The organism is Brevundimonas faecalis (genome assembly GCF_040549405.1).
Lineage (GTDB): Bacteria > Pseudomonadota > Alphaproteobacteria > Caulobacterales > Caulobacteraceae > Brevundimonas > Brevundimonas faecalis.
In genome coordinates this window covers 436,399-458,977 of record NZ_JBEPTF010000001.1, presented here as the reverse complement: position 1 = coordinate 458,977, position 22,579 = coordinate 436,399, and the positions used below count along the sequence as shown (strand labels likewise).

The 22,579-nt window shown below is 68.3% G+C and carries 24 protein-coding genes; 12 read left to right on the top strand and 12 right to left on the bottom strand.

Annotation, left to right across the window (positions count from 1 at the left end):
• Positions 1-2: 2 nt before the first annotated feature.
• The 4 genes from ABIE19_RS02165 to ABIE19_RS02150 all read right to left on the bottom strand — a co-directional run bounded on the left by ABIE19_RS02165 (position 3) and on the right by ABIE19_RS02150 (position 2,935).
• Complete coding sequence (locus tag ABIE19_RS02165) at positions 3-806, bottom strand: HpcH/HpaI aldolase/citrate lyase family protein (RefSeq protein ID WP_354087471.1); 804 nt, start codon at positions 804-806, stop codon at positions 3-5.
• A 70-nt stretch (positions 807-876) separates the two neighbouring features.
• Positions 877-1,788 carry a polysaccharide deacetylase family protein gene (locus ABIE19_RS02160; protein WP_354087470.1) on the bottom strand — a complete coding sequence of 304 codons (912 nt, stop codon included), beginning with the start codon at positions 1,786-1,788 and terminating at the stop codon, positions 877-879.
• Positions 1,788-2,624, bottom strand: a complete 837-nt coding sequence (locus ABIE19_RS02155; RefSeq protein ID WP_354087468.1) for an SDR family NAD(P)-dependent oxidoreductase — start codon at positions 2,622-2,624, stop codon at positions 1,788-1,790. Before ABIE19_RS02155 ends, ABIE19_RS02160 begins: the two co-directional genes overlap by 1 nt.
• A complete protein-coding gene (locus ABIE19_RS02150; protein ID WP_354087467.1) occupies positions 2,624-2,935 on the bottom strand; it encodes a RedY/HapK family protein in 312 nt (103 codons plus the stop codon). The genes ABIE19_RS02155 and ABIE19_RS02150 overlap by 1 nt, the downstream gene beginning before the upstream one ends.
• A gap of 100 nt (positions 2,936-3,035) precedes the next feature.
• Here ABIE19_RS02150 and ABIE19_RS02145 point away from each other — a divergent pair, with 100 nt between their 5' ends.
• The 3 genes from ABIE19_RS02145 to ABIE19_RS02135 are packed head-to-tail and all read left to right on the top strand — an operon-like array spanning position 3,036 to position 5,511.
• A complete protein-coding gene (locus ABIE19_RS02145; protein WP_354087466.1) occupies positions 3,036-4,262 on the top strand; it encodes a class I SAM-dependent methyltransferase in 1,227 nt (408 codons plus the stop codon).
• On the top strand, positions 4,259-4,624 hold the full coding sequence (locus tag ABIE19_RS02140; protein WP_354087465.1) for a hypothetical protein: 366 nt from the start codon (positions 4,259-4,261) through the stop codon (positions 4,622-4,624). The genes ABIE19_RS02145 and ABIE19_RS02140 overlap by 4 nt, the downstream gene beginning before the upstream one ends.
• Positions 4,624-5,511: a VOC family protein gene (locus ABIE19_RS02135; RefSeq protein ID WP_354087464.1), complete on the top strand. Its 888-nt coding sequence runs from the start codon at positions 4,624-4,626 to the stop codon at positions 5,509-5,511. The genes ABIE19_RS02140 and ABIE19_RS02135 overlap by 1 nt, the downstream gene beginning before the upstream one ends.
• Here the strand turns inward: ABIE19_RS02135 and ABIE19_RS02130 are convergent.
• Together ABIE19_RS02130 and ABIE19_RS02125 are read right to left on the bottom strand one after the other, a co-directional pair.
• Positions 5,502-6,755 (bottom strand): MFS transporter, encoded by a 1,254-nt coding sequence (locus ABIE19_RS02130; protein ID WP_354087463.1) that lies wholly within the window; start codon positions 6,753-6,755, stop codon positions 5,502-5,504. The two genes, ABIE19_RS02135 and ABIE19_RS02130, sit on opposite strands and share 10 nt — an antisense overlap.
• 54 nt (positions 6,756-6,809) lie before the next feature.
• Positions 6,810-7,856: a nitrilase-related carbon-nitrogen hydrolase gene (locus ABIE19_RS02125; RefSeq protein ID WP_354087462.1), complete on the bottom strand. Its 1,047-nt coding sequence runs from the start codon at positions 7,854-7,856 to the stop codon at positions 6,810-6,812.
• 91 nt (positions 7,857-7,947) lie between these two features.
• Between ABIE19_RS02125 and ABIE19_RS02120 the strand changes: the two genes are divergently transcribed.
• The 3 genes from ABIE19_RS02120 (at position 7,948) to ABIE19_RS02110 (ending at position 11,373) form a co-directional block, all read left to right on the top strand.
• A complete protein-coding gene (locus tag ABIE19_RS02120; RefSeq protein ID WP_354087461.1) occupies positions 7,948-8,745 on the top strand; it encodes a GntR family transcriptional regulator in 798 nt (265 codons plus the stop codon).
• Positions 8,746-8,810: 65 nt separating this feature from the next.
• Entirely contained in the window at positions 8,811-10,280 is a 1,470-nt protein-coding gene (locus tag ABIE19_RS02115; RefSeq protein WP_354087460.1) for an aldehyde dehydrogenase family protein, read from the top strand.
• 640 nt (positions 10,281-10,920) lie between these two features.
• Positions 10,921-11,373, top strand: a complete 453-nt coding sequence (locus ABIE19_RS02110; protein ID WP_354087459.1) for a hypothetical protein — start codon at positions 10,921-10,923, stop codon at positions 11,371-11,373.
• On the opposite strand, the gene ABIE19_RS02105 is transcribed toward ABIE19_RS02110, so the two are convergent.
• Both ABIE19_RS02105 and ABIE19_RS02100 read right to left on the bottom strand, forming a co-directional pair.
• Positions 11,370-11,720 (bottom strand): GrlR family regulatory protein, encoded by a 351-nt coding sequence (locus tag ABIE19_RS02105; protein WP_354087458.1) that lies wholly within the window; start codon positions 11,718-11,720, stop codon positions 11,370-11,372. The two genes, ABIE19_RS02110 and ABIE19_RS02105, sit on opposite strands and share 4 nt — an antisense overlap.
• Positions 11,721-11,751: 31 nt before the next feature.
• A complete protein-coding gene (locus tag ABIE19_RS02100; protein ID WP_354087457.1) occupies positions 11,752-13,959 on the bottom strand; it encodes a TonB-dependent receptor in 2,208 nt (735 codons plus the stop codon).
• A gap of 210 nt (positions 13,960-14,169) precedes the next feature.
• On the opposite strand from ABIE19_RS02100, the gene ABIE19_RS02095 reads away from it, so the two are divergent.
• Genes ABIE19_RS02095 through ABIE19_RS02080 form a run of 4 tightly spaced genes read left to right on the top strand, consistent with a single transcriptional unit; the run spans position 14,170 to position 17,033 of the window.
• A complete protein-coding gene (locus ABIE19_RS02095) occupies positions 14,170-15,684 on the top strand; it encodes a carboxylesterase/lipase family protein (RefSeq protein WP_354087456.1) in 1,515 nt (504 codons plus the stop codon).
• A gap of 4 nt (positions 15,685-15,688) precedes the next feature.
• Positions 15,689-16,435: a TetR/AcrR family transcriptional regulator gene (locus tag ABIE19_RS02090; RefSeq protein WP_354087455.1), complete on the top strand. Its 747-nt coding sequence runs from the start codon at positions 15,689-15,691 to the stop codon at positions 16,433-16,435.
• Between the two features lie 12 nt (positions 16,436-16,447).
• Positions 16,448-16,756: a hypothetical protein gene (locus tag ABIE19_RS02085; protein ID WP_354087454.1), complete on the top strand. Its 309-nt coding sequence runs from the start codon at positions 16,448-16,450 to the stop codon at positions 16,754-16,756.
• 37 nt (positions 16,757-16,793) lie between these two features.
• A complete protein-coding gene (locus tag ABIE19_RS02080) occupies positions 16,794-17,033 on the top strand; it encodes a hypothetical protein (RefSeq protein ID WP_354087453.1) in 240 nt (79 codons plus the stop codon).
• Between the two features lie 33 nt (positions 17,034-17,066).
• On the opposite strand, the gene ABIE19_RS02075 is transcribed toward ABIE19_RS02080, so the two are convergent.
• Positions 17,067-18,191, bottom strand: coding sequence for a serine hydrolase domain-containing protein (locus tag ABIE19_RS02075; protein WP_354087452.1), 1,125 nt, complete (start codon positions 18,189-18,191; stop codon positions 17,067-17,069).
• 11 nt (positions 18,192-18,202) lie between these two features.
• Entirely contained in the window at positions 18,203-18,967 is a 765-nt protein-coding gene (locus ABIE19_RS02070; RefSeq protein ID WP_354087451.1) for a hypothetical protein, read from the bottom strand.
• Positions 18,968-19,092: 125 nt separating this feature from the next.
• On the opposite strand from ABIE19_RS02070, the gene ABIE19_RS02065 reads away from it, so the two are divergent.
• On the top strand, positions 19,093-19,962 hold the full coding sequence (locus ABIE19_RS02065) for a winged helix-turn-helix domain-containing protein (protein WP_354087450.1): 870 nt from the start codon (positions 19,093-19,095) through the stop codon (positions 19,960-19,962).
• Here ABIE19_RS02065 and ABIE19_RS02060 read toward each other — a convergent pair.
• Positions 19,950-21,149, bottom strand: a complete 1,200-nt coding sequence (locus ABIE19_RS02060) for an MFS transporter (protein ID WP_354087449.1) — start codon at positions 21,147-21,149, stop codon at positions 19,950-19,952. The two genes, ABIE19_RS02065 and ABIE19_RS02060, sit on opposite strands and share 13 nt — an antisense overlap.
• A 1-nt stretch (position 21,150) precedes the next feature.
• Entirely contained in the window at positions 21,151-21,501 is a 351-nt protein-coding gene (locus ABIE19_RS02055) for an antibiotic biosynthesis monooxygenase (protein WP_354087448.1), read from the bottom strand.
• Between the two features lie 111 nt (positions 21,502-21,612).
• Here ABIE19_RS02055 and ABIE19_RS02050 point away from each other — a divergent pair, with 111 nt between their 5' ends.
• On the top strand, positions 21,613-22,506 hold the full coding sequence (locus ABIE19_RS02050) for a LysR family transcriptional regulator (RefSeq protein ID WP_354087447.1): 894 nt from the start codon (positions 21,613-21,615) through the stop codon (positions 22,504-22,506).
• The last annotated feature ends 73 nt before the right edge of the window (positions 22,507-22,579 follow it).

Below are 22,579 nucleotides of genomic sequence, written 5' to 3'. Positions count from 1 at the left end.
TCTCAGCTTCTTTTTGCGGTGTCGAGGACGCGCTCGGCGGCCCTCAGGATGGGAAGGTCGATCAGCTTGCCGTTCAGCAGGGCCGGGCCGCCCTGGGCCGCCTCGAAGGTCTCGACGACCTTGTTCGCGTGTTCGACCTGGGCGGGGGTCGGGGTCAGGGCCTCGTGCACGCCCCTGACCTGATCGGGGTGGATGCAGGCGCGGCCGGTGAAGCCCATGGCCCGCACGCGGCGCGTGGCGGCGATCAGGCCGTCCGGATCGCGCACGTCGAGGAAGGGCACGTCCAGAAGCTGGACCCCCGCCCGCGCGCAGGCGGCGACCAATCGGCCCCGTGCATAGGCCAGGGCGTCCCACTCCATGTCCGAACCGATGTCGACGGAATAGTCGGCGCCGCCGAACAGCACCCCCTCCAGCCCCGGCGCGGCGGCGACAGCCCAGGCGTTCTTCAGCCCCTCGGTCGATTCGATCACGACCCAGAGCGGGGCGTGGCCGGGCCCCAGCTTCTCGGACAGCAGGGCGACCTGCTCGGCGCTCTCGGCCTTGGGCAGCATGATCAGGGTCAGGCCCGCGATCCCCTTCAGAGCCTCCACGTCGGCCTCGAACCAGGGCGTGCCGACGCCGTTGATCCGCACCGCCGCCGGACGTTCGGCGACGAAGGCGGCGGTCGCGGCCCGGGCCTCGTCCTTGGACTGGGGCGGGGTGCCGTCCTCCAGGTCGATGCAGGTCACGTCGGCGCCGGCCGCCAGGGCCTTTTCAAAGCGCTCGGGCCGGGCGCCGGGGACGAAGAGAAGGGAACGGTGGATCATCGGACTCACGCTTAAATGTCCGGACAAACTAGAAAGCAGACTTTGTCCGGTCAAATGGATTTCGCGCTCTTCAGACTGAAGGCGGCGGGACGGCGGCGGCGAAGGCGGCGGCGATCTCCTCGCGCGAGGCGATCCAGACGTCGGGCCGGGTCTTCACATGGTCGAGGAAGGCCTTGAAGGCGCCGATCCGGCCCGGTCGGCCGATGATCCGCAGGTGCAGGCCCAGGCTCATGTAGCGGGCGCCGATCTCGTTCGCCTCGGCATGCAACTGCTCGAAGGTGTCGATGGCGTAGTCGGTCCAGTTCTGCGGCGTCAGCGACGGCGCCAGCCAGAACTTCATGTCGTTGGAATCGATGGCGTAGGGCAGGACCACCATCGGCGTCTTCGACCCGTCCGACATCTCGACCAGATCCCAGTAGGGGAAGTCGTCGGAGTAGTCGTCCATGTGATAGGTGAAGCCCTCCTCCACCAGCAGACGCCGCGTGTCGTCGGTGTGGAGATAGCGGGACAGCCAGCCCGCCGGGCGCTTGCCCGTGGTGCGCTCCAGGGAGTCGCGCCCCTTGCGGATATAGTCGCGCTCGGCCTCTTCCTTCATCCAGAACTGGTGCGCCCAGCGCCAGCCGTGGCAGCAGACCTCGTCGCCGCGCGCGACGATGGCCTCGGCCAGCCAGGGCGCGCGCTCCAGCGCCAGGGCCGCCGCCGTCCAGGTGGCCTTGATCCCCGCCCGGTCCAGTTCGCGCAGCACGCGCGGCGCGCCGGCCCGGATGCCGTACTGGTAGTTGCTCTCATTGCCGTGGACGCGCATGGCGCGCTTGGGCGAGGCCGAGAGTTCGTCGACCGGCTCGGGCCCCTTGTCGCCGTCCAGGATGTTCTGCTCGGCGCCTTCCTCGACGTTGACGACGACGGACAGGGCCAGCTTGGCGCCGTTCGGCCAGGTGAAGCCCTCGGGCGGAACGGCGGGCGTGGCGGGCGGACGGTTCATCAGTGCGGTTCCTCTCCGCCCGAGACGTTGAGGCTCTCGGCGGTGATGTAGGCGGCCTCCTCCGAGCAGAGGAAGGCGACGGCGTTGGCGGTGTCCTGGGTCAGACCGGGGCGCTGCATGGGGATGCGGGCGGCCATCTTCTTCAGATAGTCCTCGACCGAATCCGCCCCCGTGACCTTGGCGAAATACTCGTTCTGCCAGGCGCCCAGGCCGGTGGTGACGTGGTTCGGGCAGACGTTGTTGACGGTGATCCCCAGCGGCCCCAGCTCGATCGCGGCCGAGCGGACCAGGCCCACCAGGCCGTGCTTGGACGAGGTGTAGGCCTGGGCGTGGGGGAAGCCGGACTTGGCGGCCTGGCTGGCGATGTTGACGATACGCCCGCCCTTTCCTTGCGCCGCCATCACGCGGGCAGCGGCCTGAAGGCCGAAGAAGGCGCCGGTCAGGTTGACGCCGATCACGGCGTTCCAGTCGTCGGGCGTCACCTCCAGAAGAGGCTTCATGATGTAGCCGATGCCGGCGTTGTTGACCCAGATGTCCAGGCCGCCGTGGGTCGCGACCGCATGGTCGGCCAGGGCCTGGACCTGAACCGGATCGCGCACGTCGCAGGCGCAGGTCGAGGCCGCGACGCCGAGGGCGCGCAGGTCGGCGGCGACGGCCTCCATCTCCTCGGTCGCGCCGATCATGGCGCCGGGGGTGGCCGCGTCGCGCGAGGCGCCGATGTCGGAGACGACCACCGCCGCGCCCTCCGACGCCAGTCGGACGGCGATGGCCTCGCCCAGGCCCTTGCGACGGCCCGAGCCGGTGACGACCGCGACCTTGCCGGTGAAACGCCCCATCAGAGGCGCTCGGTCAGGACGAAGACCACCTCGGCCATGCCCTGGAAGTCGCCGGCGATCTTCTGCATCAGGGGCGTCGCCACGTCCTGGCCGAAGACCTCCATGTCGGCCACGTCGATGATCTCGAAATAGGCGTAGGGCGGCGGGGCGTCCGATCCCAGGACGGCGACGGAGCGGAACACCTCGAACCGTTCGATGGACGGCAGGCCGTTGACCGTCGGAATATCCGTCGACCGGGCCCAGGCCTCGTAGTCGGCGACCGACACGCCCGGCTTCAGGTTGAAATAGGCGATGATCCGCGTTCCGGCCATTCGGCGTCCCTCCCGATGCTCGACAGCGCCGCGCCGTCGTGCCAAGGTAAAGATATAAACATATGCCATTTGTTTGGAAAAGCCCGGAAGCGAGGTTTGCATGACCGCCTCCCCCTCCATCGCCAACGCCGGCCCGGCCCAGGCCTATGACGGACCGCCCGACTATCAGGCCGTGGGGCGTCATGCCGTCTTCCCGGAAACCCAGCACGACGAGGTCGCGCGGCTGAACTTCCTGGCCCATATGAACCGCCACCTGTCGACGCGGGTCATGCCCTTCGTGAAGACGGCGTGGGAAAGGCGGGTCGAGCCGGAACTGGTCAAGACGTCCGGACAACCCAAGTCACGCCACGAGGTGCGCAAGGCCCTGGCCCAGGACCCGATGTTCCAGACCTGGTCCGCCCTGCGCCGCCTGACGATGGAGCAGCGCCAGCAGGCCGGCCGCTGGACCGCCGCTCGCCAGGCCGAGACCCTGGCCGCCAAGGTGCGCGACCTGACCCAGGGCGACCCCCGGCTTCAGCTGGACCCGAGCCTGCCGATCCCGCGCTATGTCTCGGCGGTCGATCACCACTGCATGCCCGGCAGCTATCACTCCGAACTGTTCGAGGGCGACGTGACCGTGGCGGCCAGCTACGACCACGGCATCTTCGCCACCACGGGCGGGATGCTGGGCCGCTATCTGGACGGCGGCGGCCAGGCCGTGGCCGCCTGGATGAAGAAGACCCATCCGGATTTCCGGCCGCGCCGCATCCTGGATATCGGCTGCACCCTGGGCCACAACATCCTGCCCATAGCCCAGGCCTATCCCGAGGCCGAGGTGGTCGCCATCGACGTGGGCGCGCCCATGCTGCGCTACGGCCTGGCGCGGGCCAAGTCGCTGGGCGTGGAGAACATCAGCTTCGTCCAGGCCGACGGATCGGACCTGTCGCGCTGGGCCGACGGCCATTTCGACTGGGTGCAGACGACCATGTTCCTGCACGAGCTGTCCTACGCCTCGATGAAGGCCATCTTCGCCGAGAGCAACCGCGTCCTGGCGCCCGGCGGCTTCGTCCTGCACGTCGAACAACCGCAATACACGCCGGACATGCCCCTGTTCGAACAGGCGATGCGGGACTGGGACTGCTTCTACAACAACGAGCCCTTCTGGAGCACGCTGCACGAGATCGACCTGGACGGCTGGCTGGTCGAGGCGGGTTTCGAGCGCGACAGGCTGCTGCACGTCGGCGTGACGGCCGTGGTCGATCGGGACCTCTTCCCCGACGCCGCCGACGACGACAGCGAGGACTTCGGCCGCAAGGCGGCCTGGCACGTCATCGGAGCCCGTAAATGAGCCTGCCCCTCGCCCTCGACGTCGCCTCGGCCAAGCCGGCGGGCAAGCGTCCCTACTTCCTGGAGCAGGAGGTCGAGCGGGTGCTGGGCATCGCCATGGCGGCGGTCCAGGAACTGGCCGTCGCCCGTCAGCGCATGGACACCCTGGAGCGCATCCTGGAAGCCAAGGGCGTGATGACGCGCGAGGAGATCGACGCCTTCCGCCCCGACGCCGACCAGGCGGCCGAGCGCGGTCTGTGGATGCAGGAATACCTGGTCCGCGTCCTGCGCATCGTCCAGCAGGAGGGCGAGGCCATAGCCGCCGACGCCAGGGGCGACATCCGGTCCGAAGAGGTGGCGGTCGAACTGTCGGACCGCGCCTGATGCGGATGCTGCGCGCCGCCACGCTGACGACGCCCGATCCGGAGGCCGCCGCCGAGCGCTACGGCGAATGGCTGGGCTATGAGACGGTCGAGAGCGGGCCGGTCGATCCGAACCTGGCCGCCGGCTGGGCAGCGCCGGGCGCCGCCGGACGTCGCCAGGTCGTCTGCCGCCCTGAATCCGGCGCGCCGCTCTACCTGCGTTTCGTGGAGGGAGAGGCGCCGGCGGACTATCGTCCCCTGCGCAGCTTCGGCTGGGCGGCGACCGAGATCTGCGTCGCCGACGTCCTGGCCGTGCATGAGCGGATGCGGAAGCCGAACTGCCCGTTCGAGGTGATCGGCCCGCCGCGTCGCCTGGACGGCATGCCTATGATCCACGCCATGCAGGTGCGGGGACCGGACGGCGAGATCGTCTACCTGACCCAGATCGAGGACGACCCGCCGGGCATGCGCCTGCCGCGCGCCGAGAGCCTGATCGACCGGATCTTCATTATGGTCCTGGCCTGTTCGGATCTGGAGGCGTCCAAGGCCTGGGTCGAGGCGGCCCTGGGGGTGAAGACTAGCCCCCCGATGGCGATCACCTACACCATGCTGGCCAAGGCCTTCGACCTTCCCGTCGAACACAAGCACCCGATCGCCATGGGCCTGCATCAGGGCGACGGCTTCCTGGAGCTGGATCAGTATCCGCGGGGCGCGACGCCGCGTCCGCGCCGCGTCGGCGACCTGTTTCCGGGCGTGGCCCTGACCACCTTCGTCCATCCGGACCTGGACGCCGTGCGGGCGCCCTGGTTCACGGCGCCGGTCGTGCGCAACGGCGCGGTCTACGGCGGCAAGGCCGTCGGGACCCTGATCGGCCCCGACGACACCCTGATCGAGCTGGTTCAGGCCTGATCGAACTTGCGATACCGGCCCAGCAGCAGGAGCAGCACGGCCGAGGCCAGCAGCAGGCCCGCCGAGACATGCAGCGGCCCGGCGTAGGAGCCGCTCTTGTCGAAGCCCGCGCCGAACACCACCGGCCCGAAACCGGCGCCCAGGGCGAAGAAGCCGTAGAGGGCGCCGTAGATTCCGCCGTAGCCCTTCATCCCGAAATAGCGGGCGACCAGGAAGGCCATCAGGTCGTACTCCAGCCCGGCGGCGAAGCCGATGACGAAGATGGACAGGGCCGTCACCGTCGTATCCGTCCCGCCCGAGGCCAGGTGCCAATAGGCCAGGGCCGGGATGGCCAGGAAGATGAAGGCCACGGCCGGCGCCCAGAAGCGGTCGATCAGCCAGCCGCCCAGGATACGGCCGATGATGACCGACAGGCCGATCAGCGAGGCCAGCCAGACGATGTCGTCGGCGCCGAAACCAGCCTGGCCCAGGATCTTCTCCATATTGGGGATCGAGCCGCCGACCGCGAAGCTGACCAGCAGGAAGGCCACGCCCAGGACCCAGAAACGCCATTCGCGCAGCGTCTGGCCGAAGGTCAGACCCGGCGTCGCCGCCGACTGAGCCGCCTGGCGCGCGCGCCGCTCGGCGACGGTCTCGCCCGCCCCGCCGTCCTTGTCGCGGAAGAAGAACCAGCCGACCGGCAGGGCCAGGATCAGCGGCAGGGCGCCGATGGCCACATAGGCGCCGCGCCAGCCGAACTCGGCCACCAGCCAGGCCGTCAGCGGCTTGACCAGGAAGCCGAACAGGCCGGTGCCCAGCAGGGCCACGCCCAGGGCCAGGCCCTTGCGCGTCTCGAACCAGTTGTTGACCGCCCGCGTCCAGGTGATCGGCAGGGTCCCCGCCCCCGCCACGGCCATGACGGCCCAGGTGGCGTAGTAGAGCGGCAGCGACCCGTTCGACAGGGCGAAGCCCATGAAGCTGAGGCCGAACAGGACCACCGAGATCAGGGCCACCGGCCGCACGCCGAAACGATCGGCCAGCATGCCTACCACCGGCGCCGCCAGCAGCACCGTCAGGGTCATCACCGTCAGCCCGGCCATGATCTGGCCGAAGCCCCAGCCGAAGGCCTGGGCCAGATGGGGCGCCAGGGCCCCCGTCGTATAGAGGGGCACGGGCGACAGCCCCAGCCCGATCCCCAGCATGGCGGCGACCACTATCGGCCAGCCCCGGCGGAACTCGCCGTATCCTTTCGCCTCTTCGCTCATTGCGCCTCTTCCCTAGATGTTTTCTTTGTTTTCAGTTGGTTCGACCGGCGTTTCTTAGACGACGCCCTTGTCGACCAGACCCTGGATCGCCTTGCGCTGACGCTCGGCGTAGAAGGGCGGCGTCGGCGTGATCGCCGCCCCCGCCTCGTCCAGCAGGCTGTTGCGCGGCTGGATGTCGAAGCCCTCGTAGGCCTCGCGCCACAGGCCCATGGGCTGGCGCGACAGGATGTTGGCCATACCCGGGCGGCGGCGGTAGCGACGCAGGCCCGCGATGTCGATCTCGGCGTAGCCGGTCATGCTCTCGCCATAGCCCGCCTCGCCCAGGACCAGGCCGCGATAGTCGATGACCTTGGAGCTGCCGTCGGTCGAGGCGCGCGGGATGGAGATGCCGTCGATCCCGGCGCTGTTGGCCGAAACGACATAGGCCAGGTTCTCGATCGCCCGCGCCTGCTTGGCGATGTTCTTGGGGCTGGGGATGGGCGAGGCCGCCTCGCTGGTCGGATGGACGATGACCTCGGCGCCGCGCAGGGCCAGGGCGCGGGCGATCTCCGGATAGAGGATCTCCTCCGACGAAATGGCCGCCAGCCGCCCGATCTCGGTGTCCGCGACGGGGAAGAGGGCCTCCTTGCCGTAGACCTCCACATAGCGGTCGTAGACGTCATAGGGGCTGGGCGCGAACATCGACACCAGCCGCCGATTGCGCAGCACCGTCTCGCCCGAGGGCGCGACGACGAAGGAGGTCTGGAAATAGAGGCCGGGGAAGTGGGGGTCGCGCTCATAGGCGTTGCCGCCGATGAAGACGTCGGCCTCGGCCGCGATCCGGCCCAGGGTCTGATATTCCGGCCCGTCGATCTCCAAGGCCGCCTTCTCGGCCCAGACGGCCGCGGGTTCGCCCATGGGGAAGCCGGTCAGGAAGTATTCCGGCAGGACCACCAGCCGCACGTCCGCGCCGATGAACCGCTTGGAGCCCAGGATCTGGATGCGGATGCGCTCCAGCGACCGGGCCATGCGCTCGCGCGCCGCCTCGGTCGTCTGGTCCAGGTTCACGGCGTCGCAGGCGGTCTGCAGGGCCAGGGCGATATAGGGTTCGGGAATTGACATAGAGGTTTCAGACCAATCTGACATATTGATATACCTACAGACGCCTCATCTCTCGATGCGACGCCCCTCCAGACCGCGAGACGCCTCCACGATGACCGACGACGCCTGGCCCTTCTCCGCCGTGCCGCAGCTGGACGAGAGCATGCCCACGCCGCTCTATCACCAGATCTATCTGGTCCTGCGCGAGCAGATCCGGTCGGGTGCCATCCCCGCCAACGCCCTGCTGCCCGGCGAGCAGCAGATGGCCAAGATCTTCAACGTCTCGCGCATCACGGTGAAGCGGGCGCTGAACGAACTGGCCGCCGACGGCCTGCTGAACCGGCATCGCGGCCGGGGCACCACCGTCACCAACGGCACGGCCGTGCCCGTGGTAAAGGGGTCGTTCGACAACCTGCTGGAGAGCCTGCGGATCATGGGTCTGGAGACCGAGATCGAGGTGCTGGACGTCGCCGACATCCCGGCCGACGCGCCCACGGCCGAGGCGCTGGAGCTGTCGCCGGGAACCCGCGTCCAGCGCGCCGTGCGCCGGCGCAAGCTGCAGGGCGAGCCCTTCTCCCACCTGGTGACCCATGTGCCGGGCGACATCGCCGACCGCTATTCGGTGCGGGACATGGCGACCACCTCCCTGCTGACCCTGCTGGAGCGCGCGGGCGCGGCGGTGTTCGACGCGGAACAGTCCATCACGGCGGTGGCGGCGGAGCCCCTGGTGGCGTCGGCCCTGGGCGTCGCGGTCGGCGCCCCCCTGCTGAAGGTCGAGCGCATCATGCGGGACGTGAACGGACGGCCGGTGCAGCTGATACACTCCCACTACCGCTCCGACCGTTTCCAGTACCATGTGAAGACTCACCGAAGGAAACCGCCCTCCCATCCCGAAAATTCGAGAGGCTGACAGCTGACGCTTGCAATCCTGGCACAGATTAAATGATATAGGAATATGTCATTTAAGGGCGAGCGATGATCAGTTCCATCAAGGTCGAAACCGGAACGGCCGAGGGCCTGGGCGACGCCGTCATCCGGGTCCGCGACCCGCGCACCGGGCGCGTCGAGGAGTTCATCCGCCGCGCCGATCCTGAGGCCGTCGCGGCCGCCGCCGCCGGCCTGCGGGAATCCCAGGCGGACTGGGCGATGCGGTCGTTTGAAAGCCGGCTGGAGACCCTGTCCCGCTTCGCCGCCGAACTGGCCGCCCGCCGCCCCGCCCTGGCCCGCGCCCTGGAGGTCGACACCGGGCGGCGCCGCATCGCGGGCATTGAGGCCGCGAGCCTGGACGGCATGCTGGCCGGGGTCCGGCACGCCGTCCAATCGTTCGGACAAGCCGTCTGGCGCGACGGCGTTTCGGCGCCCCATGTCCGCCATACGACCCAGTGGGTTCCCTACGGCCTGGTCGGGGTGATCAGCCCCTGGAACTTCCCCTTCCTGCTGTCGATGATCGACGCCCTGCCCGCCCTCGCCGCCGGCTGCGCCGTCCTGGTCAAGCCGTCGGAGGTCACGCCGCGCTTCGTCGAGACGGTGATGGAGGCCGTGGCCGCCACGCCGGGCCTCGGCGCGGTGTTCGGCTTCGTCCTGGGCGACGGCGCGACGGGCCAGGCCCTGATCGACCAGGTCGACTGCGTCTGCTTCACCGGCTCGGTCGCCACCGGGCGCAAGGTCGCCGTCCAGGCGGCGGGCCGCCTGATCCCCGCCTTCCTCGAACTGGGCGGCAAGGACCCGATGATCGTGCTGGAAGGCGCGGACATCGAGGCGGCGACCGACGCGGCCCTGCGCGGCTGCGTCCTGTCCACCGGCCAGGCCTGCCAGTCGATCGAGCGCCTCTATGTCGCCCGCGCCGTCCACGACGCCTTCCTGGCCCGCCTGGTCGAGAAGGCCGAGGCGGTGCGCCTGAGCCGACCCGACATATCATCCGGCGACATCGGTCCCGTCATCTTCGAGAAACAGGCCGCCGTCCTGCAGGCCCAGATCGACGACGCCCGCGCCAGGGGCGGCCGCGTCCTGACCGGCGGAACGGTCGAGACCCTGGAGGGGGGCCTGTGGCTGCGCCCCACCGTCATCGCCGATGCGGACCACGACATGGCGGTGATGCGCGACGAGACCTTCGGCCCCATCCTGCCCGTCATGGCCTTCACGGACGAGGACGAGGCCGTGCGTCTGGCCAACGACAGCGACTACGGCCTGTCGGGCGCCGTCTTCGCCGCCGACCTGGATCAGGCCGAGCGGGTCGGCCGACGCCTGGATGTCGGCGCCGTCAGCCTGAACGACGCCGCCCTGACCGCCCTGTTCCACGAAGCCGGCAAGCAGAGTTTCAAGACCTCGGGCCTGGGCCCCTCACGCATGGGCGCCGACGGCCTGGGCCGCTTCCTCCGCCGCAAGGCCCTGATCGCCAACACCGCCGCCCCCCTGCCCCTGCAAGCCTTCCGCGAGGACGGCTGACGGAGGACCTCGACGTCAGAACCACAAACCACGTTCCTCTATAACAACCTGGGCTTCGCCTATCCGCGGCGGAAGCACCGCTTGGGCTTTTGCGGCCAGCACGCCTACCCTCTATGAGGTCTCGGGCCTGTTCAGGTCGGGAACAGCATCCTAGATACCCCCAGAGCACACAGGTCCTGCGGCTCGAGCGGACCGACAACTCCGACACGACGTGGAAGTTCGGCACGGGGCGGATTCCGCCGCCATTTTCCTGGCCATCCAGACGCGCCGTGGGTTCGCGACCGCTGGCACGCCCTAGCCAAGCACCATTGCGACGGCGGGACCCAAGGGACTTCCCCATCGGCGTGGACCGGGGCCTAAACGCCTATCTGCACATCAACCTCGGCGACAACTTCACCAAGTTCAACGACAACCTGACGGACTTCGAATACGACGATCGGGCGTTCTTAAACGTCGTCGGCGTCTTCCCTTGCAGGGTCACTCGCAGATCCAATTGTAAAATTATTCCTGCCCCTTGCTCCACCCGGGGCTTTCGCGCACAGCCCCACCGCGCCGCATGTTTCAGAATAGAACATTGTGGACCGATGTTGTGCGAGCGCGCTATGTGACAGTCATGAAACCGGATGGGGGCCGGTAAACCATGAAGAAACGGGAAGCGGCCGTGGTCTGCGGCCTGATGCTGCTCGCCGCCGGCCTGTCGGTCAGCGCGCTGAAGGACCCGCAGCGCAAGGAGGCCGCGCGCCCCCTGACCCTGCACCAGGTGAAGCCCGGCGTCTTTACAATTGCGGTCCTGGGCAGCGCCGATCCGACCACCTTCGACGAACTGGCGCGCCGGACCTGCGGCGACCTGGACCCCTGCACGGTCGGCGTCTGGATCGAACAGGCGGCGCCCAAGGCCCTGCCCTTTTCCGCGCAGCAGGTCGCGGCCCAGCGTTTCAGCTATCAGTCGGATCGGACCAGGGGGGTCAACAGCACGACCTGGAACTGCTCCGCCTATCCGACGACACCCATGCCCGCCTGCATGGAGCCGATCGAGCGAGAACTTCCATCCCCGCTCCAGGCCTTCCTGAAGGGCATAGGCGTCCAGCCCTAGACCAGTCGCGACAGCACGGCCTCGAACACCACCTCGGGCGCGTCGGGCGAGGAGCCAGACATGACAGCCGCATCCTCCATCACATCGCCGGCGATGACGATCCGGGCGCGCTCGACGCCGAACAGGGGACGCAGGACAGGCACGAGGGTATGGCGGTCGATCTGGATCTCGGCCGTGAAGCGCGTCCCGTCCACCTGATAGGTTCCGACATAATAGGAGCTGCTGTCGCCGCCCTGGATGCGGCCGTCCTGAAGCACGACCACGCCGTAGCCCACGCCCAGCCGCGTCTTGAAGCCCACCTTGTAGAGTCCGTCGCGCATGACGGTGAAACGCCGGGGGCGGGCCAAGCGATCCCGCCCCCTTGTTTGCAGGACGGCGTCAGAACCGGGCGGTCACGCCCAAGGTCACCGTGCGCGGCGCGCCGTAGAAGCCGATGACCGAGTCCCCGGTGATCGGCGCCGGGAAGTTGTATCCGCCTGCGCGATAACGCTCGTCCGATAGGTTCCGGCCCGCCAGGCTGACGCGATAGCGCGCATCAGGCGAGGTCCACATCAGGGTGGCGTCATAGAGCCAGTAGGCGCCCTGATCGAGCAAGGGGATCGGCGTCTCGAACATCTGGGTCGCCCCACGATACGACGCCGTCGGCGTGAAGACGACCGAGCCGCGATCGCCCAGATCGAAGCTGTAGGGCAGAGCGATGTTGGCCGTCCAATCCGGCGTGTTCTGGAAGTGGCGCTGATCGGCCATGTTCTCGCGCTTGCCCGTCAGCGGGTTGAAGGTGACGAACTCGTTGAACTTGGCGTCCAGGTAGCCGAGCGTCAGGCGCGGGATGAAGCTGTCGGTGATCCGCGCGCTGGCCTCCAGCTCCCAGCCCCAGATCTCGCTGGAGCCGGCGTTGTCGACGAAGCTGACCACCGAGGTCGGCGGGATGAAGAACTGCGAAGTGATCTGCTGGTCGGTGTATTCCGACTTGAACAGGGCCGTGGCGAAGTTGATCCGGCGGTCCAGCAGCGAGCCCTTCAGCCCGATCTCATAGGTGTCGACCAGTTCCGGCTGATAGCCGTTGATCGTCTCGGGATAGAGGCTGGCGTCGCCGCGCATGTCGAAGCCGCCCGACTTGAAGCCCCGTCCATAGGAGGCGTAGCCCGTCAGTTCCGGCGTGAACTTGTAGCTGACGCTGACGCGCGGCGTGAACTCCGAATAGTCGTCCGAGTTGGTGTAGTCGGTCAGGGGCGCGCCCAGCGGAATGGCCGCAAGATTATGGAAGAAGGGGCTCTTGATGCCCAGGTAGTTCTGGCGCAGCTGATCGACGCTCTTCTTGTCCTTGGTCCAGCGACCGCCGACCGACAGCGACAGCTGGTCCGTCAGATCGTAGCTGAAGTCGGCGAAGACGGCGAAGCTCTCGGTGTCCACCTTGCCGCCGGTGAAGGTCGTCAGATTGGCCAGACCGACGACGGTGTCGAACGCGCCTTCGGCCGAGGCGTCCATGTAGAAGACGCCGGCCACGCCCTGCCAGCGCTCGCCCTCGAACAGCAGTTGGAATTCCTGGGTGAACTGCCTGTCCGCGTAATAGCCGGGAATGTCGAGAATCGGCTGCGGCAGGCCGTCGAAGTCGATGCCGTCGCCCTTGGTGTCGCCATCGCGCCAGGCCGTGACCGACTTGAAGGTCAGGGCGTCGCTGACGTTCCACTCGCCGGTGAAGGACAGGCCGCGCGTGCGGACATAGCCGTCGTCGCCGATGCCCGCGCGCGTATCATAGACGCCGTTCGTCATCGGCGCCTTGAGGCGGTAGCCGTGACGGGCGTTGGACTCGTCCGTCGTCATGTCGCCCGCAAGGCGGAAGAACAGGTTGTCGCTGGGCGTCCATTCGACGCTGAGGCGGCTCGCCGTGACGTCCTTGTTGTAGTGCTCGGCGCCCGTGGTCAGGTTCGTGCCGTAACCGTCGCGCGTGTATCGGGCGATCGCGCCGCCGATGCGCAGGGTGTCGTTCAGCGGGGTCGAGCCCGAGGCGATCAGGTCGACCTGGTTATAGCTGCCGTAGGCGCCCTTCAGCGTCAGCTCCGGGTCCTGGCCCAGGCGCTTGGTGACGTACTTGATCGCACCGCCGATGGTGTTGCGGCCATAGAGGGTGCCCTGCGGCCCGCGCAGGACCTCCAGCCGTTCGATGTCGAAGATGTCCAGAACCGCACCCTGCGGACGGGCCACATAGACGTCGTCGACATAGAGGCCGACGCCCGGCTCGAAGCCCCACAAAGGGTCCTGCTGGCCGACACCGCGGATGAAGCTGGTCAGGGTCGAGTTGGTGCCGCGCGCGATCTGGACCGTGGCGTTCGGCGTCTGCTGCTGCAGGGTGGTGATGTCGGCGGCGCCGGTCTGTTCCAGGCGTTCGCTGGTGACAGCCGTCACGGCGACCGGCACGTCCTTCAGGCTTTCCTCGCGACGGCGGGCGGTGACGACGATGTCGTCGACGGACGAGGCCTGTTCCGTCTCCGTCGCCTGCTGGGCCAGGGCCGGCGCCGCGCAGAGCGAGGCCGTGATGAAGGCGCTGCTCATCAGCGCCAGACGCAACCGTCGTGTCGATCCCATTCTCGATTTCCTCTCCAGGCGCGGTCGTTCGCTCGCCGCTGATCTGTGTTGAGGCGACGGTGATCCGTGAAAGGCCTCGCTGTCAATATCATTCATTCTTTCGTGAATGATGTTTCACGAAACGCCTCGACAGGCGCCGGGTCGTTCTTCATTCTGAAATGAACAAATGCGGCGAAGATCGCGAAGGGCGGAAAGGTCGAGGAGCGGACCATGGATCAGATCAATCACGACGCGACGCATCCCGTCGTCCGCACCCCGTCCGGCGACCTGCGCGGTCGGCGCGAAGGCCCCGCCCTGGTGTTTCGCGGCGTGCCCTACGCCGCCGTCCCGGTCGGTGACCTGCGCTGGCGGCCGCCCCTGCCCTTCCCCGCCTGGCGAGGCGTGCGCGAAGCCGCCGACTTCGGCCCCTCGGCGCCCCAGGCCGGCCCCGCCGACGTGGCCGACATCGTCTCCATCGGCGGCGCGCCGGAGCCGACCGGCGAAGACTGCCTGACGCTGAATGTCTGGGCGCCCGCCGAGACCCCCGCGCCCGCACCGGTCATGGTCTGGCTGCACGGCGGATCGAACCGGATGGGGGCGGGATCCCTGCCCTTCTACGACGGCGCCGCCTTCGCGCGCGACGGCGTGGTGCTGGTCAGCGTCAACTATCGCCTGGGACACCTGGGCTTCTTCGCCCATCCGGCGCTGACGGCCGAGGCGGCGCCGGACGCCCCCCTGGGGAACCAGGCCCTGCTGGACCAGATCGCCGCTCTGGAATGGGTGCGCGATCATATCAGCGCTTTCGGCGGCGATCCCGCCGACGTCACCCTGTTCGGAGAATCCGCCGGCGGCCTCGACATCCTGGCCCTGATGACAGCCAGGCGGGCGCGCGGCCTGTTCCACAAGGCCGTCGTCCAGTCCGGCGGCGGCTGGCTGCCCGCCACCCCGTTGAAGACGGCCGAAGCCCGAGGCGTCGCCGCCGCGACCGCACTCGGCCTGACCGATCCCGACGCCGCCGCCCTGCGCGCCGTCGCGCCCGAACGGCTGACGGCGGTCGAGGGCGCCTTCGGCCCCGTCGTCGACGGCCGCCTGCTGGACCGCGACCCGATCAGCGCCTTCGCGCGCGGCGACTTCGCCGACGTCCCCCTGATGATCGGGGTCAACAGCGGCGAGGATTCCCTGCTCAACTACGGCGGCGGGCTGAAGCGCTTCGGCAAGCTGATCAAGCCGAACGCGGCCCTGGCCCGCCTCTACCCGCAGGCGAACGGCGACGAGGAGCAGTTGATCCGTCTGGGCTTTCGCGACTTCGCCTTCGCCGCCCCGGCGCGCTGGGTCGCCTCGCGTCCGCGCCGCTCCAGGGCCTGGCTCTACGCCTTCGACTATGTGGAGGAGGCCCGGCGCGAGGCCATGCCCCGCGCCAACCATGCCGCCGAGATCTTCCACGTCTTCGAGACCCTTGACCGCCGCCCCGACGGCCCACCGCCGGCGACGCCGGCCGACCGGGCGGTCAGCGCCGCCATGCACGCCCGCTGGATCGCCTTCGCCAAGACCAGCGCGCCCGGCGCGGACTGGCCCGCCTATGTTCCCGCCGAAGACGCCTGGATGGTGTTCGACAGGACGCCCGGCGGCCAGGTGAAGCGCGGCTGGTGGAAGACGGCGCTGGACCGCCATGAACGCAAGGGCCGCCTGCTGATCCTCCTGCTGCGGGCGCGGGATCGCCTGCGACGCCTGTTCGCGGTAGGATGACGCGATGACCGCCATCGAGTCCAAGCCCCGTCCCCGCACGGCGACCCAGGCGCCCGCCAAGGCCCCAGCCAAGGCCAAGGCTCCGCCCAAGCCCAAGGCCCAGAGGCGCGAGGAGACGACGACCCGCATCCTGGACGTGGCCGAGGCCCTGTTCGCGCGCGACGGTCTGCACGGCGTCACCCTGAAGGCGGTGGCCAAGGAGGCGGGCGTCGATACGGCCCTGCTGCACTATTATTTCGACGACAAGAACCGGCTGTTCTCGACCGTCTTCGGTCGCCGTGCGGAGGTGGTGAACAAACTGCGCCTCGACAGCCTGGACCGCTACGAGGCCGAGCACGGCGACGCCATGACCGTGCGCGGCGCCATCGACGCCTTCCTGCGCCCGCTGTTCGTCCTGTTCGACGAGGGCGACAAGGCCTGGCTCAACTATGCGGCCCTCGTGGCCCAGGTGAACAACACCCCGGTCTGGGGCGGCGACACCATGCACCAGCATTTCGACCCGGTGATCCACCGCTTCATCGACGTCCTGAGGCGGATCGCGCCGGAGACGCCGCCGCGCCAGATCTACTGGTTCTATCATCTGCTGTCGGGGTCGCTGACCCTGTCCCTGGCCCAGACCGGCCGCATCGACGTCCTGTCCGGCGGCCTGTGCAAGTCGTCGGAAATGGGCGCCATCTGCGACGCCATGGAGGCCGTCTTCACCGGCGGCTTCGACGCCATCCGCCTGCGTGGCCAGCCGTCCGACGCCTGACGTTCGCCGAGGATGCGCCTGCCGACCACCCTTAGGGACTACTCCTGGCTGATCCTGCCCTTGGGCGCCGGAACCCTGCTCAATGGCGTGATCCGCCCCTGGCTGGCGACCGCGATCGGAGGCGTGCGAAAGACCTCGGGCGCCGGGGTGCGCGGTCCGGACGTCTACTGGGTTTTCGATCCGGCGACCCAGGCGGAGCACCCCTGGCTGGTCCGCTTTCTGGAGCTTTCGGACGGCCAGATGGGCCTGATCATCTTCCCTGTGATCGCCATCTGGTTGGCGGTTCACCTGATCCTGCGCCGACGCCGCAGGGAACCCTGACGCCCCTCGTTCCTTCTGTGGAAAAGCGGAGGCGGTCATGATCCAGAACAAGACCCTGTTGCGATCCCAGGCGGGCGTCCGCCTTCACCGCATCGAAGACCTGGCGACCAGGCAGCGCCAGATCCTGTTCCGCGTCAGCACCCACCGCGAGGTCCAGCCCAAGCTCTATCCCGACGAGGCCATGGCCAACCGCGCCTTCGCCCGAGAGGTCGCCGCCTCGCTGGAAGATCCAGTGGTCCGGGGCCTGATCGCGCGCGGCGATCTTTCACCGAGCTGACCGCCGCGCAAGACGCCGACTCGACAGGCGTCCTCATTCAGGCAGGCGACGCAGCCTCGCGACGATCGCATTGGCGCGCTCGTTCAGTTCTTCCTGGGCGTCCGACGCAACATGGGGCGTCGTCAGGAAGACGCCCATGCCTTCCCTGGGATAGATCGACACCCAGGACGAGGTGTTGAACGCCCCGCCGCCATGATAGAGCATGCCCTCCGTATCGGGACGGTAGGTGTTCCACTGATAGGCGCGTCCCCACTGTCCCTGCTGCACAAGGGGCGTCGTCGCCTGGACGACCAGGTCGTTTCCGCCGCTCAGATAGAAGGCCAGATAGCGGGCGATATCGGCGGTCGAGGCGATCAGGCCGCTTCCGCCGTTGCAGCCCGGCCCTATCCCTTCCGGCGTCGCCAGGCGCGCCTGGTCTTGCGGACCGATACGGCAATGCACGTCCGTCTCCCCGGTGCGCGCGAAGACGAAGCGCTGCAGCAGGTCCTCGTAGCTCGCGCCGTACCGCCGTTCCAGTACAAGGCCGATGAGGCGAGAACCGACGCTGCTGTAGAGATAGGTCCGGCCAGGCTCCGACAGCAGGTCCACCCTGGCGAGACGCGTCAGGAAATCCCGATCGTCATGCGCCTCAAGGCAGGCGATGCGGGCGGGGTCAGGCATGTCGCCCTCATCGCACGTCAGGAAGACGGGCAGGCCGGACGTATGGGTCGCAAGATGGCGCAGGGTCACGTCCTGGCCGTCGCGCGCCAACCGCGCGGGATCGATTTCGGGCAGATAGGCGGATACCGGAACATCCAGTTCGACCTTTCCGTCGCGCACCGCCTGGGCGAGAAGAAGACCGGTGTAGGTCTTGGTTATGGATGCGACCTCATAGAGGGTTCGGTCGTCCGGCCTGCGTCCCGAAGGCAGGACGCCGAAATGGAAGGTCTGCGCGCGTCCACGAAAATAGACGACGCCGGACACGGCTCGATAGCCGGGATCGGTCATGAGCCTTTCGACCTCCGGCTCGACCGCGCTCATGATCTGGCGCGTCGCCGCGGCCGTCGGACCGCCCGCAGGCGCCCTGTCCTTCTCCGGCTCCGCTGAACAGGCCGTTCCCGCCGCGGAGGCGATCAGAAGGAGCAGAGCGGCGAAACGAGGGGAATGAAATCTGTGCACGTCGACGCCTCCTATCGCACAACGACGGCGGTGCGACCGACGCCGGCGTTGTTTCCCTGCGGGGCCCAGGCCTGGACCTCGATCTCATGCACGCCCGGCCGGTCCGGCCTGTAGCGTCCTTCGAACCGGCTGGGACGTCCGGCATAGGGCAGAGGAAGGACCGCGATCCGCTCGCCGTCGAGATAGACCGTCGCCGTGACCTCGACCCCGTCCGCATCCCAGATTCCGCCCGGCTCCAGGCCACACCCGCACATCATGGTCACGCCCGCAAGCAGGCGTATCTCCTCCCCGACCGCGTGGACGCCGTAGGCGACGGGCGTGGACAGGTCGACCAGCAGGCCCGGCGCCTCCACCAGCCAGCCGTCGCCATTGATCAGATGCCGGCCAGGCAGGACCCATTGCGTGCTGACCTGCATCCCGGAACGCGACGGTCCCTCGACCGGACCGACTTCCAGCGCCACCAGCCGGGGGCGCGCGATGTCGATCACGGCGGCGTAGAGGGCCGCGCCGTCTTCCGGGAGCTGTCGCCGCCCGCCTGTCGTCGCGCTCATGATCCGGCCCGTGTCGCCCGTTCCTCCCGCCGTCCATCCCCGGGCGAGCACCTCGCCGCTGTCCGCGTCGCGCAGCGTCACCGGGACGCTTCGGCCGCCAGGCAGGAACTTGGCGCCCCGCGCCAGCACCCGCACGTCGATGCGGGTTTCCTCCGCCGCCGCGGAGACAGCCGACAGGGCGAAAACCGTCAGGACGCAAAGACCTGTGCGCAAGATGACGAACATGAGCATATCCTCAGGGAGACGGCCTCGTCGGCCCGACTTGAGCGGGAGGAAAGGGCTCTGGTCGTCCGCACGGCAAGTGACATGATGGGACAACTGATGACATCTCCTGCCCCGGGCGCGTTTCCATGACGGCTTCCGTATCGGCCGACGAGCCGTCGCGTCTTCACGAAGACGTCCGCTTCAACGGCTACCTGCTGCGCGCACGCCCCCTGGCCCTTTGGCGCGGCGATGTTCTGGTCAATGTCCCGCGCCAGTCGCTTGAGCTCCTCGCCTATCTGATCGCATGCGGCGACCGCCCCGCGCCCCGGGAAGCCCTGATCAGGCGCTTCTGGTCCATGGATCATGCGGGCGCCGACCAGAACCTCAACACCTGCGTCAAACGGCTGCGCAAGGCCCTGGTGGAAAGCGGCGGAGAGGACCTGATCGAAACCCAGGCGCGGATCGGCTATCGCTTCGTCGGGACGATCGACGCTCAGGATCGCGCCGCCCGAAAGCCGAGAACTCGGCTTGTCCTGATCGGCGCCTCGGCCGCCGCCGTCGCTGTCGTCGCCGTCGGCGCGGTCTATGTCGGCGCCCTTCCCGCGCCGTCGCCCGGGTCTTCTCCGGCGACCGTCGCGTCGCCGAAGGCGGTGCGCATCGCCGTGCCTCCTGGACGCAACCTGTGCGACACGACCCTGTTTCCGATGTTCATCGACGGCCTGCGCGAGAACCTGATCGCGGACCTTCAGACCCCCGCAAACGCCGAAGTGGCCTTCCTGAAGATCGACGCCAAGGAAACGCAGCCGCAGGATCCCGAGGCCGCCTATGTCCTGGACCTGGGCGTCAGACAGATGCCGGACCGCACGATCGCCAACCTGTCCCTGGTGTCCGCCAGGGACGGCGAGGTGATCTGGACCCGCCAGGTTTCAGAGCCGACCAACCTCGCCAACTATCTCGACACGCAGCAACGCCTGTCCTCCCGCCTGGCCGAAGCCTTCGCGGCTCAAACGCCCTGAGGCTTCTCCCCCGCGACGGCGGGCGCGAACCCGCAGCGCCCCTTCCACGCCACCAGGCCGACCGCTCCGAGCAGAAGGGCGCAGTTCCAGGATAGTGACGCCGCTCCTCCGTGCTGGAGCATCAATCCGCCCAGCAGGCCGCCGCCGGCGATGGCCAGGTTCCAGACAGTCACGATCATCGACTGGGCGACATCCGCCGCCTCGCCCGCGATCCGCGCGGAGGCGGTCTGGAACAGGGATGCGGCGCCCCCGAACGCCAGGCCCCAGAGCGCGACAGCAAGCAATACGGCCCAGGCCGTCTGTCCGAACGCCGCCGCCATGACCGCCGCGACCAGGAACAACCCCATGCTCCCGAGCGTCAGCGTCCGGAGATGGGCGTCGATCCTCACCCCGACGAAGGCGATGCCGACGATGGCCGCCGCTCCGAACAGAAGGAGCGTCGCATCCACCCGCTCGCCCAGTTCCGCACGCTCCAGGATCGGCGCGATGTAGGTGTAGAGAATATTGTGGGCCAGCACGAAGCCGAACATCGCCGCCAAGACGGACTTCAGCCCCGGAAGAGACGCCACCGCGACAAGCGAGCCCCGTTTCGCCTCGGTCTCGCCCGCGAAGTCGGGAACGCGCCAGGCGATCCAGCCGATCAGCAGGATGCTCAGACCGCTGGTCGCCAGGAAGACCCACCGCCAGCCGATCAGGCCGCCGATCAAGGCCCCGGCGGGAATGCCGATCGTCAGCGCCAGAGGCGTTCCGATCATGGCCAGGGCGATGGCGCGTCCCTGAAGACGATCCGGCGCCATCCGGGCGGCGTAGCCGGCCAACAGCGCCCAGACGAGCCCCGCGAACACGCCGGCGACGAACCGGGCGGCCAGGGTCAGAAGATAGCTGGAAGACAGGGCCGTCACCGCATTGACCAGTAGAAAGCCGCCGACCGCCGACATCAGCAACCCTCGCCGTCGCCACCCGCGCGTGACGGCCGTCAGCGGAACGGCCGCCAACAGGGAGCCCAGGGCGTAGGCGGTGATCAACTGCCCCGCCATGGCCTCTGACACCGCAAGATCGGCGCTCATCTGAAAAAGCAGCCCCGCCGGCAAGGCCTCGGTGAGGATGGTCAGGAAGCCGGCGGCGGCCAGGGCGAGAAGGCCGAGGACCGGAAGGCGGTCGCTGGACGGAGAAGGAACGAGCCCCACCTCAGCCCTCCCTCCCAATGTTCGGCAGCACCAGGTCCGTGACGCGATAGGTATGGAATTCGCTCGTCGACACGGCGTCCAGCCGCTTGAACTTGTCGACGAAGACCGGGTCGGAGAAGAATTCGCCGACATTGCCCTCGTCCGCGATGGCTTCGATGTTCACGACCGTCAGGCCGTCGGTGCTCTTGGCCAGGTTGCTCCAGAGGAAGCCGGGCTTGCGCTCCGCGACATAGCGCACGACGTCCTGGATGATCGCGAAGGCCTCGTCCTGACGGCCGGGATGGGCGTGGATCACGTTGACGATGAAGACGGTGGGCGCGGGACCGTCGGTGAAATGGGCGGGTGACGACATCGGACTTCTCGAAAGCAGGCGGCCAGGTTCGACCGCGCCCTTCAGGTAGACGGGGCCAGACAGGCGAAACACAGGCTGTCATTCCGGACATTCACGACATAGATGTCCGCAATGGACAGTCTCAGCGCTCTCAACGTCTTCATGCGCGCCGCCGAGACGCGCAGCTTCGTGGGCGCGAGCCGGCGCCTGGGCGTTTCACCCTCGGCGGTCGGAAAGTCGATCGCCCGGCTGGAAGAAAGGCTGGGCGCCCGCCTGTTCAACCGGAACACGCGCAGCATCGCGCTCACCGCCGAGGGGGAGCGGCTGCTCGAAAGATGCCGCAGGATTTTCGCCGAGGTCGAGGCGGCGACCCGCGACATGTCCCTGTCTCAGGAGGCGCCGCGCGGCCGTCTGCGCGTCAGCCTGCCTCTGGTCGGCATGCTGCTGATGCCGACCCTCTCGGCCTTCATGCGCGCCTATCCCGCGCTCACGCTTGAACTCGATTTCACGGACCGGATCGTCGATGTCGTCGAAGAGGGTTTCGACGCCGTCGTTCGCACCGGCAAGGTCTCCGACTCCCGACTGATGACCCGCACCCTCGGCGCCTTCGAGCACCGCGTCGTGGGATCGCCGGCCTATTTCGAGCGCATGGAAGAACCTGCGACGCCCGAGGATCTGGCCGCGCACGTCTGTTTCCAGCACCGCTTCCCTTCGACGGGCAAGTTCGAGCCCTGGCCGCTCTATCGAGACGGCGTCTTCGTCGGAAACGATCTGCCGGCGTCGCTGATCGCAAGCACGCTGGAGCCGCTGATCTATCTGGCGGAACAGGGACAGGGCCTCGCCTGCGTGCCGACGTTCACGATAAGGCCGCAACTCGCCTCCGGCGCGCTCAAGCCCGTGCTGACGCCCTTCGTCGCAAGCGTGGGCAAGCTTCGGGTCGTCTGGCCCTCAAGCCGCCACCCCATGCCCAAGGTCCGCGCCTTCGTGGACTTCATGGCGGCCGAACTGGCCCTGTCGGAGCGATGACGGCCCTGTGCGGGCTGTCGAGCGACGGCCTCTTTTCGCGAATGGGCGTGACCGCGCCGCCCTCTTCCCGCGA